General features: G+C 71.7%; 15 protein-coding genes. 6 read left to right on the top strand and 9 right to left on the bottom strand.

Going from position 1 to position 14,733, the window contains the following annotated elements:
* Window positions 1-69 precede the first annotated feature (69 nt).
* The 5 genes from ITJ67_RS09815 to ITJ67_RS09795 all read right to left on the bottom strand — a co-directional run bounded on the left by ITJ67_RS09815 (window position 70) and on the right by ITJ67_RS09795 (window position 5,559).
* Complete coding sequence (locus ITJ67_RS09815) at window positions 70-1,755, bottom strand: ABC-F family ATP-binding cassette domain-containing protein (RefSeq protein WP_194677486.1); 1,686 nt, start codon at window positions 1,753-1,755, stop codon at window positions 70-72.
* Between the two features lie 268 nt (window positions 1,756-2,023).
* Window positions 2,024-2,476, bottom strand: coding sequence for a DUF2809 domain-containing protein (locus tag ITJ67_RS09810; RefSeq protein WP_323741439.1), 453 nt, complete (start codon window positions 2,474-2,476; stop codon window positions 2,024-2,026).
* Entirely contained in the window at window positions 2,473-3,726 is a 1,254-nt protein-coding gene (locus ITJ67_RS09805; protein WP_194677485.1) for a flavin monoamine oxidase family protein, read from the bottom strand. Before ITJ67_RS09805 ends, ITJ67_RS09810 begins: the two co-directional genes overlap by 4 nt.
* Window positions 3,727-3,808: 82 nt before the next feature.
* The gene (locus tag ITJ67_RS09800; RefSeq protein WP_194677484.1) at window positions 3,809-4,495 is read right to left on the bottom strand and encodes an ABC transporter ATP-binding protein; all 687 of its coding nucleotides are present in this window, start codon (window positions 4,493-4,495) and stop codon (window positions 3,809-3,811) included.
* Complete coding sequence (locus tag ITJ67_RS09795) at window positions 4,492-5,559, bottom strand: ABC transporter permease (RefSeq protein WP_194677483.1); 1,068 nt, start codon at window positions 5,557-5,559, stop codon at window positions 4,492-4,494. The genes ITJ67_RS09800 and ITJ67_RS09795 overlap by 4 nt, the downstream gene beginning before the upstream one ends.
* 165 nt (window positions 5,560-5,724) lie before the next feature.
* Here ITJ67_RS09795 and ITJ67_RS09790 point away from each other — a divergent pair, with 165 nt between their 5' ends.
* From ITJ67_RS09790 to ITJ67_RS09780, 3 genes are all read left to right on the top strand, one after another.
* On the top strand, window positions 5,725-6,927 hold the full coding sequence (locus tag ITJ67_RS09790; protein ID WP_194677482.1) for a sensor histidine kinase: 1,203 nt from the start codon (window positions 5,725-5,727) through the stop codon (window positions 6,925-6,927).
* A complete protein-coding gene (locus ITJ67_RS09785; protein ID WP_104240942.1) occupies window positions 6,924-7,550 on the top strand; it encodes a response regulator transcription factor in 627 nt (208 codons plus the stop codon). Before ITJ67_RS09790 ends, ITJ67_RS09785 begins: the two co-directional genes overlap by 4 nt.
* Before the next feature lie 175 nt (window positions 7,551-7,725).
* Window positions 7,726-8,409 (top strand): esterase/lipase family protein, encoded by a 684-nt coding sequence (locus tag ITJ67_RS09780; RefSeq protein WP_194677481.1) that lies wholly within the window; start codon window positions 7,726-7,728, stop codon window positions 8,407-8,409.
* A gap of 128 nt (window positions 8,410-8,537) precedes the next feature.
* Here the strand turns inward: ITJ67_RS09780 and ITJ67_RS09775 are convergent, their stop codons facing one another.
* A complete protein-coding gene (locus ITJ67_RS09775) occupies window positions 8,538-10,007 on the bottom strand; it encodes an amino acid permease (RefSeq protein ID WP_323741438.1) in 1,470 nt (489 codons plus the stop codon).
* A gap of 128 nt (window positions 10,008-10,135) precedes the next feature.
* Here ITJ67_RS09775 and ITJ67_RS09770 point away from each other — a divergent pair, with 128 nt between their 5' ends.
* Window positions 10,136-10,639, top strand: a complete 504-nt coding sequence (locus ITJ67_RS09770) for a VanZ family protein (protein ID WP_181062910.1) — start codon at window positions 10,136-10,138, stop codon at window positions 10,637-10,639.
* Window positions 10,640-10,651: 12 nt separating this feature from the next.
* On the opposite strand, the gene ITJ67_RS09765 is transcribed toward ITJ67_RS09770, so the two are convergent.
* Both ITJ67_RS09765 and ITJ67_RS09760 read right to left on the bottom strand, forming a co-directional pair.
* Entirely contained in the window at window positions 10,652-11,845 is a 1,194-nt protein-coding gene (locus tag ITJ67_RS09765; protein WP_194677479.1) for a sensor histidine kinase, read from the bottom strand.
* The gene (locus ITJ67_RS09760; RefSeq protein ID WP_104240938.1) at window positions 11,842-12,537 is read right to left on the bottom strand and encodes a response regulator transcription factor; all 696 of its coding nucleotides are present in this window, start codon (window positions 12,535-12,537) and stop codon (window positions 11,842-11,844) included. The genes ITJ67_RS09765 and ITJ67_RS09760 overlap by 4 nt, the downstream gene beginning before the upstream one ends.
* An 86-nt stretch (window positions 12,538-12,623) precedes the next feature.
* On the opposite strand from ITJ67_RS09760, the gene ITJ67_RS09755 reads away from it, so the two are divergent.
* Window positions 12,624-13,346 carry a M15 family metallopeptidase gene (locus ITJ67_RS09755; protein WP_194677478.1) on the top strand — a complete coding sequence of 241 codons (723 nt, stop codon included), beginning with the start codon at window positions 12,624-12,626 and terminating at the stop codon, window positions 13,344-13,346.
* Between the two features lie 128 nt (window positions 13,347-13,474).
* Here the strand turns inward: ITJ67_RS09755 and arfB are convergent, their stop codons facing one another.
* A complete protein-coding gene (gene arfB, locus ITJ67_RS09750; RefSeq protein ID WP_104306439.1) occupies window positions 13,475-13,897 on the bottom strand; it encodes an alternative ribosome rescue aminoacyl-tRNA hydrolase ArfB in 423 nt (140 codons plus the stop codon).
* 90 nt (window positions 13,898-13,987) lie between these two features.
* Here arfB and ITJ67_RS09745 point away from each other — a divergent pair, with 90 nt between their 5' ends.
* The gene (locus ITJ67_RS09745) at window positions 13,988-14,653 is read left to right on the top strand and encodes a cyclase family protein (RefSeq protein ID WP_194677477.1); all 666 of its coding nucleotides are present in this window, start codon (window positions 13,988-13,990) and stop codon (window positions 14,651-14,653) included.
* The last annotated feature ends 80 nt before the right edge of the window (window positions 14,654-14,733 follow it).

Raw genomic sequence — 14,733 nt, 5'->3', positions numbered from 1 at the left:
TCCTTGAGGTCCGTGAAGCTGATGAGATCCCCTGGGCTTCGGGGAGCGGAGCAACGCTACCGCGAGCTGTCAACTTCCTGGGAGCCTTTCATCGCCGGACGGCACGAATTGCACGCTACGCGGCCCGAGCTGCAGGCTCGGCCAGTCGTCGACGTCCCGGAGGAGCTGCCGATCATGGCTCGAGAGCACAACCGCGGCCTGCGTGGCCGCGAGTGCATCGGTCAGCTCGTCGACCAGGGCCATCGACAGGTGGTTCGTGGGTTCGTCGAGAAGCAGCAGGTGCGGCTTCGCGGCGAGGACAAGCGCCAGGTCGAGTCTGCGCTGCTGCCCCATCGAGAGCTCGCCGACCCGCTTGTTCGCCTCCCGCGCGCGCAGCAGGCCGAGCTGCGAGAGCCCCACCGTCTCGCTCGGCGACACGGTGCCGGCGGCTTCGAGCTCGCCCAGCCGCAGCTCGTACACCTCCGCCGCGCGCTGCTCGAGCGGCAGCGACGATTCCTGCGGGAGGACGCCGACTCGAGTGCCCGGCTGCACGCGCACGGAACCCGCATCCGGGGCGAGAGAGCCCGCCAGCACGCGCAGGAGCGTCGACTTCCCCGCACCGTTCGGGCCGGTGACGACCAGCCTGCCCCGATGTGAGAGCGCGAGGGACACTGGCCCGTGAAGGCGCCCCGCGACGGCCACCCCGTCGACGCTCAGCAGCTCCGCTCCTGCCCGGGTGCGAAGCTCCGGGAACCGGAAGAGCCGCGGCGGTTCCGGCACCGTCACGGCGTGCGCTTCGAGGGCCTCCTGCCGACGGTGCACACTCTGGGCGAGGCCAGCGGCGCGGGTGGCTCGGCCGTGCTTGTTCGCGCCCTTGCCCGGACGCCATCCCGTGACGAGGCGATTCTGCGCCGCGCTCAGGCTCTCCTGCAGGCGGGCCTGCTCGTGCTGCTGACGCTCGTAGTCCTGCTCCCACCGCTCGCGCTCGGCGGCGCGCGCCTCGCGGTACCCGGCGAAGCCGTTGCCGGAGACGCGGGGCCGCTCATCCGGCGTCGGGTCGAGGTCGACGATGGTCTCGGCGACGTCGGCGAGCAGCGCCCGGTCGTGGCTCACGACGACAACCGCTCCCGTGCGTGAGCGGAGCTGCTCGGTGAGGAAGTCGAGCCCCGCGCGATCGAGGTGGTTGGTCGGCTCATCGAGCAGCAGGAAGTCGTCGTCTGCCCCGAGGAGACAGGCGAGGCGGACCCGGTAGCGCTGCCCCACGGAGAGCTCGCGGAGGAGGCGGTCGGGGTCGGTCTCGGCGTCGAGGGCCTCGAGAGCGATGAGCACGCGGCGCTCCGCATCCCACGCATCGAGCGCCTCCGCGGCCTCGAGAGCCGCGGCGTAGCGCTCTTCGGCCCCCGGACCGCTCTCCGCGAGCGCCGCTCCTGCGGCGTCGAGCTCGGCGAGGGTGGCGAGCGCCGTCGCGATGGAGTCTGCGATGGCCTGGCCGACGGTCCGAGCGTCGTCGGAGTGCATCTCCTGCTCGGCGAGACCGAGGGTGCCGATGCGCTGCACGGTGCCGCTGTCTGGCGGGAGGATGCCCGCGAGCACGTGCAGGAGCGACGATTTTCCGCGGCCGTTCTCGCCGACGATCGCGATGCGCGAGGTGGCGGTGACCACGAGGTCGACGGAGGTGAGAACGGGCGTCGCACCGCGCAGCAGCGAGACGTCGGTGAGCGTGAGCTGCGCGCGATGGCGCGCTGGAACTGACTTGGGGGTGGTGTGCACGATCATTCCTTCAGAGCGGCGCGCCGCGAGCCGCCGAGGGCTCCCCGAGGACTCTCAGAGGGCTCGGCAAGGTATCAGCGGCTGGGCGCGCGAAAACGGCGACCCGGAGTCGGGTCAGAGCAGGTGGCCACCGTGATGCTCGGGCGGTCTCGGTTCGAAAGACAAGCGTGTTTCAGAGACAGGCGTGTTTCAGAGACACGCGTCGACGAGACCGGCGTCAGCGAGCGCGGGAGGCCAGCTCAGCCGTTAGCAGAAGAGAAGAAGGAACACGCGTTCACGGTACCAGCGGGGCGCGACGTCGTCGAGCTCGGCTGCGCGTCACGGCCAGGTCTACGCCGAGCATGACGCCGCCGCCGAGCGCGTACACGAGCAGGTCCCTCACATCGAACCCGGAGCCGAGGACCAGCCGGGCCGGTGCGAACGCCTCGTTCGCGCGGGCTGGCAGCTCGGTCAGCTGCAGCAGCTCGACCGCGAACGACCAGGCGACCGCGAGCGCAAACGCGGTCCACGCTCTGGCGCGGGGCGCGAGCAGGACGACCCCGAGGTAGACGGCGACCGTGTACAGGCCGGCACCGACGATGTCCCCGAACTCCCCATCCGGAAGCGCGTAGTGCACTGCGAGGCCAAGCGCGACGGTCGCGGCGAGCAGGACCGCGGCCGCGACTCGGCGGCGCCGGGCGTCCACGCGCGGCATCCGCTCCTGCTGGGCTCCCGCCGCGCCGCTCACGCCGGGCCGCCGCTCGGCTCGGTCAGGCGCTCGACGGCCTCGATCGCGGTGACCGCGCGGAGGCCGGAGACGACGGCGCCGTTGAGGGTCTGCTCGAGGCCCGTGTGCTCGCCCGCGAAGGCGACCCGGCCTGCTGGCACGTCGAACGCATCCAGGTCGGCCGGAGTCCAGTCGAGGGAGGCCGCCGAGTAGGAGCCGCGCGTCCACGGGTCGTCGCTCCAGTCGGTGAGGAGCACGTCGCCGTCGATGACGAGCCCCGGCCGCAGCGCCTGCAGCTCGCGAACCCAGCGCCCCGGTCCCGCTTCCGTGTGCAGGGCGTCGAGGGTGGCCCTGCTCCCCGCGAAGCACGACAGGGCGGGGATGCGGTGCTCGCCGTCGGCAGACAGGGAGCGCCAGGACCACCAGCTCAGGTCGGCGCTCTGCAGGGCGATGTCGTCGTCGACGGCGGTGAGGGGCACGCCGAGCTTCGCGGCGGTGCCCATGATGCGGTGCGAGAGGGCGGCTTCCTGCCCCGGGGTGAGGGCGAAGCCGAGTCGCAGGCTGCGCAGGATGGGGAGCGGCACGGCGATCACGGCCGCGTCGGCGTGCTGCGCGCTTCCGTCGGCGAGCGTCACCTCGACCCCGCTCTCCGACTGGTCGATCGCCCGGGCCGGGTGCTCGAGCCGCACCGCGGCCCCGAGCCGGCGGGCCATCTCGATGGCGAGCGACTGGTTGCCACCCACGAAGCGCCCGCCGTCGTCGATGAACGGCTGGTCCGCATCCGGGTCGTGCAGGAACGCGGAGGCGGCGCTCACGAGGTTCGGGTCGTTCGCGAGCGAGGTGACCATGCGGCGGTAGACCGGGTGCTGCTGGTAGTCGGGGCCGAGCGCCTCGCGGTGGGCGTCTTCGACCGAGACGCGCGTGAGTCCGTCGGCGAGCATCCCGCGGAGGGTCTCGGCGATCTGCTCGGTGGTCGCCTCGAGCTCGGCGAACGACACGTGCCGGCCGTCGACGGTGCGCCTCGCGTAACGCACGTTGTGGCTCAGGATGGGCACCCCGAGCTCCGCGGAGAGCCGACGGATGGCGAACTCGGTCGGGAACACGTACTCGCCACCGCGCTCGGTGATCGCACCGTTGCCGAGCCGCTGCGACCACGTTCGGCCCCCGACTCGGTCCCTGGCCTCCAGGACGCTGACGTCGTGGCCGCGCTTCCGCAGCTCCCAGGCGGCGGTGAGGCCCGCGAGGCCAGCTCCGATGACGATGATGCGCATGAGTCCCCGCCGCCTTCCGTGGTGAGCGGCCAGACGGGCCGCGCATCTGATTCTCGCGCAGTCGCGGCCCGTCGCGGGCGGCTCAGCGCTGGAGCTGCGCGAGTCTCCCGTCGACCAGCTGCACCGTGTCATGCATCCGGGGCAAGTGGGTGAGGTCGTGCGTGACGAGCAGGGTCGCCGTGTCCAGCTCCTCGGTGAGGCGAAGGATGAGGTCGATGATCGCGGCCCCGCGCTCCTGGTCGAGCGCGCTTGTCGGCTCGTCGACGAGGAGCGCACTCGGGTCGTTCATCAGGGCCCTCGCGATGTTGACGCGCTGCCGCTGGCCGCCGGAGAGCTGGTGCGGCCGCTTCGCGCCGTGCTCCGCGAGACCGACCGCGGCGAGCAGCTCGTCGGCGCGCGCCGCTGCGGCGGGCCTGCGGCGGCGGCTCCCGGGTGCACCGAGCTCGTTCATGACGAGCAGCTGCTCGCGCGCCGTGAGCGACGGGAGGAGGTTCGCCTGCTGGAAGACGATGCCGATGCTGGACCGACGCAGGGCCGCCGACTCCGTGCGGCTCATGCCGCTCGCGTCGACACCGCCGATCATCACGCTGCCGGAATCCGGGCGGATGAGGGTGGCCGCGACGGCGAGCAGGCTCGACTTGCCCGAGCCGCTCGGCCCTGTGATGCCGGTCACGGTCCCCCGCTCGGCGGAGAGGCTGACGCCGTCGAGCGCGGTCAGGCGCCCTCCCCCGTCGGGGAACGTGAGGGTGATGCTGTCCAGTGCGATCATCGGTTGCTCCCGAGTGCGGTGAGGGGGTCTGCGGTGGTCACGGAGCGCAGCGCGAAGGCGGCCCCGGCGAGCCCGAGGGCGATCATGATGGCTCCCGGGAGGAGGGTGGTGAGCGGACTGAGCAGGAACGGCAGGGCCTGGCCCGCGAGGGCGCCGAGGATGGCGACGAGCCCCACCCCCACGCCGATTCCGGCGACGAGCACCAGGAGGGCCTGGCCGAGGGCATCCCGCGCGAGCGATCGTGTGCTCGCCCCGAGCGCCTTGAGCACGGCGATGTCGCCCTGCCGCTGCATGGTCCACACCGTGAAGAACGCGCCGATCACGAGCCCGGAGATGCCGAAGAGCATCGCGACCATGAGCAGCAGCGAGCCGACCTCGGAGCGGAACGCGGCGAGCGCGCCGAGGGCGCCGATCAGGGACTCGGAGACCGTGCCGGTCTCGGCATCTGCTGCGGCCCAGTCCGGGTCGCCCGAGATGGCGAGCACGGTGGCGTAGGCGCCAGGAGCGCCCGTCTGCTCCGCGAGCGCCTGCCAGTCGGCGAGGGTGATCTGCACGACCGGCGTGTGGCTGTACCAGGCCTCTGCTCCGATCGAGGCCACCTCGAAGGCGGCGCCGCCGATGGTGACCTCGTCGCCGACCGTGGCGTCGAGGTCCTCGGCCGCGGCTTCGGAGAGCGTGATCTCGCCTGCCGCCGCCGGCGAGGTGTCCGCGAACCCGGCCGGGACCCCGAAGACGGCGACGGCGGCCCCCGTCTCGGCGGTCTCGGCCCGCAGCTGGCTGATGCCGAGCGGGTCGACGCTGCTCACACCCGGGAACGAGGCGAGCGTGTCCGCCTGCTCACGAGACGGCGACGAGGTGGAGAAGCTCGGTGCGTCGTCACCGGCCGGGACGGTGAAGACGAGGCGGTCGGCGGGCAGCGCCAGGACTCCCGAGATGTTCTGGGTGGCGAGGCCGCCCGTGAGCCCACTGAGGAACCCGACGAGCACGGTGATGAGCGCGACGACGGCGCCGATCAACAGGAATCGGCCTCTCGCGAAGCGGAGGTCGCGGAGCGCGACGAACATGGTGGTCCTTTCCTGCCGCCAGTTCCGGCGGCTCAGGCAACCCTCCCGCCGAATACCCCCGACCGGCATCGCCCGTCGGCACACTCCTCGCGCACCGCACGGTGGAGTCGCCGCTCCACCTTTCGAAGGATGACCGCGACGCGAGCCGTGTCTAGGCTGAGCCGCATGCCGACCACTGCGCTCACTCCCGTCTTCGTGGGACTGCGCACGGGGCTCCACGCCCTTTTCTTCGGACTCCTGGCGCTGGTCGCCGTGCGCGCGGTGCTCACCCCCGAGCAGAGCACGGTGCTCGTGCTGGCCGCGACGCTGGTCTTCGGCGCGACCTACGCGCTCGGGGCGATCGCCGCATCCAGGCGAACGCGGCCGAGCGCCGCCCTGCCCAGGCAGCGCCTCCTCTGGGTGCTCGCCCTGACGCTCGAGTGGATGCTGCTGCTCTGGCTCTCCCGCGAGGCCGCGTACCTCGTCTTCCCGCTCTTCTTCGTGTACCTGCACCTGCTCGGCCGACGGGCTGGGATGCTCGCGGTCGCCGCGACGACCGCCATCGCCGTCATCGGCCTCGGGCTCCACGAAGGCTGGTCGGTCGCCGGTGTCATCGGACCCTGCATCGGCGCGGGTGTCGCTGTGCTCATCGGGATCGGCTACGAGGCGCTCGCGAAGGAGGCGAGGGAGCGGGAGCAGCTCATGCGGGAGCTGCTCGCGACGCAGGAGCACCTCGTCGCGACGGAGCGGGAGGCGGGCACCCTCACCGAGCGCTCCCGCCTCGCCCGCGAGATCCACGACACGGTCGCGCAGGGCCTCGCGAGCATCCAGATGCTGCTGCACGCCGCCGAGCGCGCCGACCCCGACGGCGCAGGGGTCGGGCACATCCGGCTGGCGAGGGAGACGGCCGCCGACAACCTGGCCGAGACCCGACGCTTCATCCGCGAGCTGTCGCCGCCGGACCTCGACGGCATGGACCTCGAGCAGGCGCTGAAGCGGCTCGCGGACGCGACGTCGGCCGCGCACGGCATCCGCGTCGAGGTGCGCAGCAGCGCCGACTCCCTGCCCATGCCCGTGCAGACCGCCCTGCTGCGCATCGCGCAGGGCGCCATCGCCAACGTCGTGCAGCACGCTGACGCGAGCCGCGCGACCATCACCCTCGACGAATCGGCGACCGGGCTCGTCTTTGCCGTCGCCGACGACGGTCGGGGCTTCGACGCCAGCACCCACGAGCAGACGGGCGGCGCGAACTCGGACTCGTTCGGGCTCGTCGCCACCCGTGAGCGAGTGCAGCAGCTCGGCGGCTCCCTCGACGTCACCTCCAGCGTCGGCCAGGGCACCACCCTGACCGTCACACTCCCAACGCTCCCCCGGGAAGGCACCGCATGATCCGCGTCGTGATCGCCGACGACCACCCCGTCGTCCGAGCGGGCCTCCGCGCCCTCCTCGGCCTCGAGCCCGACATCGAGGTTGCGGCCGAGGCGTCCACCGCCGAGGAGGCCGTGCAGGCGGCGGCCACCGAGCGGCCCGACCTCGTGCTCATGGACCTCCAGTTCGGTGCGCGCGAGAACGAGAGCGGCGCATCCGCGACCCGCCGCATCCGCAGCCTCCCCGACCCGCCGCACGTGCTCGTCGTGACGAACTACGACTCAGAGGGCGACATCCTCGGGGCCGTCGAAGCCGGCGCCAGCGGCTACCTGCTGAAGGATGCGCCGCCCCACGAGCTGCTCGCGGCAGTCCGGGCCGCGGCGAGCGGTGCGAGCGCGCTCGCGCCGCCCATCGCCTCCCGCCTCATGGACCGTCTCCGCACGCCCCAGCAGAGCCTCTCGCCGCGGGAGATCGAAGTGCTCGAGCTCGTCGCATCCGGACTCTCGAACACGGACGTCGCCGCGGCCCTCTTCGTCACGGAGACGACCGTGAAGTCGCACCTCGCGCACGTCTTCACGAAACTCGGCGCTACGTCCCGCACCGCGGCGGTCTCCGAGGCGAGAGCACGCGGCATCCTCCGGTAGCCTGCTCGTTCCCCCGTCGAAGCCGCGCCTCCCGGCAGCAGGCTGAGACCCGTTCCAGGGAAGGCGTTTGCATGGCAGTCCTCACACCGCGGCGACGGCGTTCGGCTCACCCCGCGCAGCGCCCGTCTCCCGCGGGGTCTCCGTCGAGGTCTCCCGCCGGCGATCGAGCCGCGCGATGATCACAGGCGCACTGCAGAAGCTCGGCTGGTGGGCGCTCGATTACGTCTACGCGGTCGAGCGGCAGGTCCGTGCCGCCTTCAGCCGCGCCGAGGCCAGCTCGTACCTCAGCGGCGACGGAGCCCCCGTCGTCATCATCCCCGGCGTCTACGAGCCCTGGCGGTTCATGCTGCCGCTCATCGAGGCCATCCACGAGAACGGCCACCCCGTGCACGTGCTCGAGCCGCTCGGCTTCAACCACCGGCCGGTCCCGGATGCCGCCGAGCACGTCGCCGCGTACCTGCGGGCCCACGACCTCACGGACGTGCTCCTCGTGACGCACAGCAAGGGCGGGCTCGTCGGCAAGTTCGCCATGTCGTTCGGCGACAGCGCCGAGCGGATCGCGGGGATGCTCGCCATCGCGACGCCGTTCGCGGGCTCCCGCTACGCCCGCGCGATGGCCGTCTCGAGCCTGCGCATCTTCTCCCCCAGCGACGCGACGATCCTCGCGCTGGCCCGCGAGAGCGACGCGAACTCCCGCATCGTCTCCGTGTTCGGCCGCTTCGACCCGCACATCCCCGACGGCAGCGTGCTCGAGCTCGCACGGAACATCGAGCTGCCGACGGGTGGCCACTTCCGCATCCTCACCCACCCCGGCATCCTGCGGGGCTTCGCGGTGCTGAAGGAGCTGACCGAGGCCTGAGCCGGCGACGCTGGGGCGCAACCGGCCTGGCGGTGCCCGGTCACGGCCCGGGACTCACGACACAGGACTCGCGACCCGGGACTCACCGCCTGGGATCACGCCCCAGAGCTCGCGCCCCGGGCTTCAGCTCAGCGGTGTTCGCCGCGCAGCAGCTGCACGGGGTCGATTCCCTGCCTGCGCAGGCGGCGGTTGGTGAAGGCGCACGCGATCGCGATGACGGCCGTCATGGCGAGCGTCGCGAGCAGCTGTTCCCGTGAGCCCTCGTTGAGCATCGTCAGGACGACGATCACGACGAGGATGACGCCGGCGAGGATGCTCAGCCACGGGAACCCGGGCATGCGGGCCGTGAGGGTCTCGCCGCGTGCATCCGCCCGCCGCCGCAGCACGAACTGCGACGCCGTGACCGTCGCCCACAGCACTATGAGCGTCGACCCGACGATGTTGAGGAGCGTCGGGAGCACCGCGTCGGGGGCGAGGAAGTTGAAGATCACCGTGAGGAAGCCGACGCCCACCGAGACGAGCACCGCGATGGTGGGGGTGCCGTTCTTCGCGAGGCGCTGCATGCCGCGGGGCGCGAAGCGGCGCTCGGAGAGCGAGTAGACCATGCGAGAGGCGCCGTAGAGGTTGGCGTTGAGCGCCGAGAGGAGGGCGATGACGATGATGGCCGACATGATGAGGTCGACGCCAGGGATGTTCGTGAGGGCGAGCACCGCGGCGAAGGGCCCCGCGACGACGGCAGGGTCCGTCCAGGAGAGTGCGGCGACGATGACGAACACGGAGCCGATGTAGAAGAGCAGGATGCGCCACAGCACGCTGCGCACGGCGCGGCGGATGCTCGTGGCCGGGTCGCGCGTCTCGGCGGCGGCGATCGCGGTGAGCTCGGTGCCGCCGAAGCTGAACATGACGATGAGCAGGGCCGCGGAGATGCCGAGGATGCCGGTGGGTGCGAAGCCGTCGCCGGCGACGAGGTTCGAGAGACCCGGGGACGGGACGTCGGGGATGAGGCCGAAGAGGAGGGCGGCGCCCAGCACGAGGAAGCCGATGATGGCGGCGACCTTGAGCACCGCGAACCAGAACTCGAAGGAGCCGTAGCGGCGCACGCCGAGGAGGTTGATGAGCGTGAACGCGACCATGAAGGCGAGTGCCCACACGCCCTGCGGGATGCCGGGGGTCCAGGCTGCAACGATCGCGGCCGCGCCGGTCGCCTCGGCGGCGATGACGATGACGAGCTGCATCCAGTAGAACCAGCCGAGCGTCGCGCCGGCCGTGGCGCCGAAGGCCTTCGCCGCGTACACGGAGAAGGCGCCGCTCTGCGGGTCGGCGGCGGCCATCTCGGCGAGCATGAACAGCACGAGGATGACGAGCAGGCCCGCGACCGCGTAGGAGACGAGCACGGCGGGTCCCGCGACGGCGATCGCCTGCCCCGAGCCGACGAAGAGGCCGGCGCCGATGGCACCGCCGAGGCCCATCATCGCGAGCTGGCGCGGCGAGAGGGAACGCTGCAGGTGGTGGGCGGCGCTCGCCTGCCCTGCGACCGCTTGCGGTTCTCGCGCAGCCTCGTGCTGGTTGCTGTTCTCGGATGCGCTGGCGGAAGTCACAAGCCGGAAGTCTCTCACGAATGGCGGCCCCGGCACGGCACCCCTGGCCTCCCCCGCGCTGGCGGGTATCGTCCGCGTATCGAAACCCGCATACGCCGCCGCAACACGCCCCTCGAGAGGCTGTAGCCATGAGCTACAGCCGAGCAGACCAGACCCTGGAACTCCCGACGACCGGGGCATTCGCCACCGCCCAGCGGGCGCCGCGGACTCGTCGACCGTCGCGGGCGCCGCGCTTCCTCGTGGCCGTGCTCTTCCTCGCCTACCTGGTGCTGCTGACGTGGCTCATCGTGTGGAAGCTCGAGGTGCCGTTCGTCGGGTGGGGCGAGACGAGGCACCTGAAGCTCATCCCGTTCATCGCAAGCGAGGGGTACGCCGCGAGCAAGCCGCTTGAAGTGCTCGCGAACGTCGCAGTCTTCGTGCCGTTCGGCCTCTGCACCGGGTACCTGTGGCGCGTCCTGCCCGGCCCGAAGACGTTCTTCGCGGCCGGCTTCACGAGCCTCGCGATGGAGACGACGCAGTTCGCGCTCGCCGTCGGCAGCTTCGACACGAGCGACATCGTCGCGAACACCGTGGGTGCGCTGCTCGGCGCGGCCGTCGTCGCCCCGAGCGTGCGTCGCGCGGCGTTCAGCTAGCGCGGGCGTCGGCTAGCGAAGGTGCTTGCTGCCTGGTTCAGCGCCTGCGCTGGGGCCGGTCTTGGGGTCAGCCATCGGGCCTGTCTCAGCGCTTGACTGGGAGCCGAGCTCAGGACGGGTCCCGGCGCGCGTGGCCGGCGGCAGCTGGACGGTCACGCACAGCCCGCCCCCGTCCCGGGCCGCGAGGCGCATCGTCCCGCCGTGGGCCTTGACGACGCTCTTCACGATCGCGAGGCCCAGCCCCACTCCGGCGTGGTCGCTGCGGGCGCGCTGCTCGCCGCGCTGGAACGGCTCCGTGAGGGTCGCCAGCAGCTCAGGGCCGACGTTGCTTCCCGTGTTCTCGACGACGAGGGTCGCGGCATCCGGTGCCGACGTCGTCGTCAGGCGCACCGTGCCGCCCTCGGGGAGGTTGTGGACGATCGCGTTGTGCAGCAAGTTCGTCGCGAGGAGGGAGATGAGGGCAGGCGAGCCGATCGTGTCCGCGGCCTCCCCCTCCGTCTCGATGGCGACGCCGCGCTTCTCGGCGAGCGGCAGCAGCGTCTCGGCCGCTTCCTCGGCGATGAGCGACAGGTCGACGCGCTCGGTCGCGAAGGTGCCGTGCTCGGTGCGGCTCAGCACGAGCAGCGCCTCGGTCAGCTCGATCGCGCGCGCGTTGACCGAGTGGAGGCGCCCGAGCACCTCGTTGTGGTCGTGCCCCGGGTCTCGGCGGGCGACGTCGAGGAGCGTCTGCGAGATCGCGAGGGGCGTACGCAGCTCGTGCGAGGCGTTCGCCGCGAAGCGCTGCTGCTGCGCGACGTGCGCCTCGAGCTGCGCGAGCATGGCGTCGAAGCTGTCCGCCAGCTCGGTGAACTCGTCGCTCCGGCCGTCGAGGCGGATGCGGTGCGACAGCGACCCGGCAGCCGCGGCCCGCGTGGCGTGGGTGATGCGGGTGAGCGGGGCGAGCATCCGCCCCGCCAGGAACCAGCCGCCGACCAGCGCGAAGACGAGCAGGAACAGCAGCGCCCAGGCCGCGGCTGGCACGAACGCGCGGACGAGGTCGGTGCGGCCGGGGAAGAAAGTCCACTCGCTGGCCATCGCCTCAGCCGGCACGTAGCGGAGGAGGAAGGCGTAGACGACGGCGAGCAGCAGGGCGCCGGCGATCATGAGGAAGGCCGCGTAGCTCAGCGCGAGCTTCAGGCGGACGCTGATGCCGCGCTGCCTCGTCACCGGAGTTCGTTCTCGTCGAGCACCGATGCTGCCTCGGCGTCGATGCGGTAGCCGACGCCCGGCACGGTGACGATGAGCCACGGCTCGCCGAGACGCTTGCGGAGTGCGGAGACCGTGATGCGCACGGCGTTCGTGAAGGGGTCGGCGTTCTCGTCCCACGCCTTCTCGAGCAGCTCCTCAGCACTGATCACTCCCCCGCCGGCGCTCATGAGCACTTCGAGCACCGCGAACTGCTTGCGGGTGAGGGCGACGTAGCGCCCGTCGCGGTACACCTCGCGGCGGAACGGGTCGAGCTTGAGGCCGGCGATCTCGTGGATGGGCGGGCGGCTGTGCGCGCGGCGGCGGTTGAGGGCGCGCAGCCGGAGCACGAGCTCCTGTAGCTCGAACGGCTTCGTGAGGTAGTCGTCGGCGCCGAGCTCGAAGCCCGACGCCTTGTCGTCGAGGCGGTCGGCGGCCGTGAGCATGAGGATGAGCACCCCGCTCTTGGATGCAACGATGCGTCTCGCGACCTCGTCGCCGGACGGGCCGGGGATGTCGCGGTCGAGCACGGCGACGTCGTAGTCGTTGACGCTCAGCAGCTCCAGCGCGGCGTGCCCGTCGCCGGCGATGTCGGCGGCGATCGCTTCGAGCCGCAGCCCGTCACGGATCGCCTCCGCCATGTAGGGCTCGTCCTCTACCAACAGCACACGCATGTGCCGATGATACGAGCCGCGGCATATCGCCCGCGTATGGGAAACCCGCAACGCCAGGGCAACGTGCGCTCGCCTGAACTTGTCCCATGACGCTCACCAGCTCGCCCCGCCACCAGCGCACCGTCGCCGACCCACCCGCGAAGAAGCGGAGCGTGCGCCTCCTCGTTTGCGGCGCATCCCTCGTCGCGCTCGCCGGCCTCGGCGTCGCGATCTTCTCGGCGCAGCTCGGGCAGACAGCCGCGTCGCACAGTGAGGCTCCGGCGCCGGATGCGGTGCTCGCCGCCCCCTCCACGGCCGGGTCGGGCGGGCCGGGCGGCGGGACGGCGGTCGAAACCAGGTCTGGGGATGCCGGCGCGGAGAACCCCGACGGGCGGCTCCAGTTCGGCACGACTGCGTTCGAGACCGAGTACGCCGGCGTCGCCAACCTCTCCCCCGTGCTCCTGGACGCGCTGCAGGAGGCGACGAGCGACGCCGAGCTGGACGGCGTGTACGTCATGGTCAACAGCGGGTGGCGGTCGGCGGAGCTGCAACGGCAGCTGCTGCAGGATGCGGTTGCCGAGTACGGCTCCGCGGAGGAGGCGTCTCGCTGGGTCGCCTCCCCGGAGACCTCCCTGCACGTCTCGGGCGATGCCGTCGACGTGGAAGGCGGGGGTGCCTCCGACTGGCTCGCCACCAACGGGTCGCGGTACGGCCTCTGCCAGACCTACCTCAACGAGCCGTGGCACTTCGAGTTCCAAGCCTCAGCCCCCGCCAACGGATGCGCCGAGCAGTACCCAGACCCGACGTACGACCCGCGGCTGCGAAGCTGACTCGCCATCACTGCCCGCGATTGTGCCGGAGCACCGCCCCCGAGAAGGGGCAATTGGCTGGCAGTGATGCCGTTGGCCGGGACGGAGGTGGCTGGGACGCGCTGGCCGGGATGCGGGAGCCTGGTCCGTCAGTCGTGGGACGGGCGCTTGCGCTGCGCTTTCGTCGCGGAGCGTTGGCCCTTCGATTCGAGCCGGCGGCGCTGCGAGCCCTTCGTCGGCTTGGTTGCCCGGCGCTTCGGTCCGGGAGGCGCGAGACCCTCACGCACGAGGTTCGCGAGCTTCTCGAGCGCCGCCTCGCGGTTGCGCAGCTGCGAGCGCCGCTCGGAGGAGGCAACCGTGACGACCCCGGAGACGAGACGCTTGCCGAGTCGCGAAAGGAGCATCCGCCGCTGCTCGTCGCTGAGCACGAGCGATGCTTCGACGTTCCAGAAGAGCTCGACGCGGCTGTCGGAGGTGTTGACGTGCTGCCCGCCCGGACCGGACGATCGCGAGAAGCGCCAGCCGAGCTCCGCGGCCGGAATCGTGAGCGAGCGTGACACCTCCAAGTCCATGCGCCAAGCCTCCCACGGGCGCCGCCCGCGCGCAGGCGCCGTCGTTGCCGCCGCCGTTTTCCGAAGCAGGCCGATGCGTAGGCTTCGTGCATGACGCTCACGCTCGTCGACCTCACGCATCCGCTCGTCTCTGGCATGCAGATCTACCCCGGCGACCCTGAGGTGCAGATTGCGCCCGCCACCTCGCTCACCGACGACGGGGTTGTGGTGCACGCCGTGCAGCTCGGGACGCACACTGGCACGCACCTGGATGCGCCCTCGCACTCGATCGCCGACGGAGCGACGGTGGACCGCCTCGATCTCGGCCGGCTCGTGGGGCCGCTGCATCTCGTCGATGTGACCGAGCTCGCGCAGCCCGGACGCAGGATCGAACTCGCTCAGGTGGCCGCCCAGCTCGAGCGGCTCGCGGCCGGCGCAATCGTGGTGTTCAGGACCGACTGGTCGAAGCGGTTCGGGCAGCCCGGCTACCTCGAGCATCCCTTCTTGGATGCGGCGATCGCCGATCGTCTCCTCTCTGCGGGTGTGACGGTCATCGGCGTCGATACCCTCAGCCCTGACCGCACGGACACGACCGCAGCATCCGCCGACCTCCCGTTCCACGACGTGTTCCTGGGCGCGGGCGGCGTCATCATCGAGAACCTGACAAACCTGTCGGCCGTCGACCCGGCCCGCGACCCCTGGATCTCCGCGCTGCCGTTGCCGTTCGCGGGCCTCGACGGCTCGCCGGTGCGCGCGGTCGCGATGCACCGCTCCTGACCGTCGGACGCGCCGCGATCGCCGAGCGGATTTCCGCCGTGAAGGTGGCGCGAAACGGAAGCCATGCCGAGCGCTCCTTC

This window comes from Pseudoclavibacter sp. VKM Ac-2867, from assembly GCF_015351275.1.
Classification (GTDB): domain Bacteria; phylum Actinomycetota; class Actinomycetes; order Actinomycetales; family Microbacteriaceae; genus Pseudoclavibacter.
The sequence above is the reverse complement of the archived record's forward strand: the minus strand, read 5'-3'. Positions and strand labels throughout refer to the sequence as shown.

Bases quoted from the DNA above. Each gene is read 5' to 3' on its own strand.
- ITJ67_RS09815 (WP_194677486.1), bottom strand. From the start codon at position 1,755: ATGATCGTGCACACCACCCCCAAGTCAGTTCCAGCGCGCCATCGCGCG.
- ITJ67_RS09805 (WP_194677485.1), bottom strand. From the start codon at position 3,726: ATGCGCATCATCGTCATCGGAGCTGGCCTCGCGGGCCTCACCGCCGCC.
- ITJ67_RS09800 (WP_194677484.1), bottom strand. From the start codon at position 4,495: ATGATCGCACTGGACAGCATCACCCTCACGTTCCCCGACGGGGGAGGG.
- ITJ67_RS09795 (WP_194677483.1), bottom strand. From the start codon at position 5,559: ATGTTCGTCGCGCTCCGCGACCTCCGCTTCGCGAGAGGCCGATTCCTG.
- ITJ67_RS09790 (WP_194677482.1), top strand. From the start codon at position 5,725: ATGCCGACCACTGCGCTCACTCCCGTCTTCGTGGGACTGCGCACGGGG.
- ITJ67_RS09785 (WP_104240942.1), top strand. From the start codon at position 6,924: ATGATCCGCGTCGTGATCGCCGACGACCACCCCGTCGTCCGAGCGGGC.
- ITJ67_RS09780 (WP_194677481.1), top strand. From the start codon at position 7,726: ATGATCACAGGCGCACTGCAGAAGCTCGGCTGGTGGGCGCTCGATTAC.
- ITJ67_RS09770 (WP_181062910.1), top strand. From the start codon at position 10,136: ATGAGCTACAGCCGAGCAGACCAGACCCTGGAACTCCCGACGACCGGG.
- ITJ67_RS09760 (WP_104240938.1), bottom strand. From the start codon at position 12,537: ATGCGTGTGCTGTTGGTAGAGGACGAGCCCTACATGGCGGAGGCGATC.
- ITJ67_RS09755 (WP_194677478.1), top strand. From the start codon at position 12,624: ATGACGCTCACCAGCTCGCCCCGCCACCAGCGCACCGTCGCCGACCCA.
- arfB (WP_104306439.1), bottom strand. From the start codon at position 13,897: ATGGACTTGGAGGTGTCACGCTCGCTCACGATTCCGGCCGCGGAGCTC.
- ITJ67_RS09745 (WP_194677477.1), top strand. From the start codon at position 13,988: ATGACGCTCACGCTCGTCGACCTCACGCATCCGCTCGTCTCTGGCATG.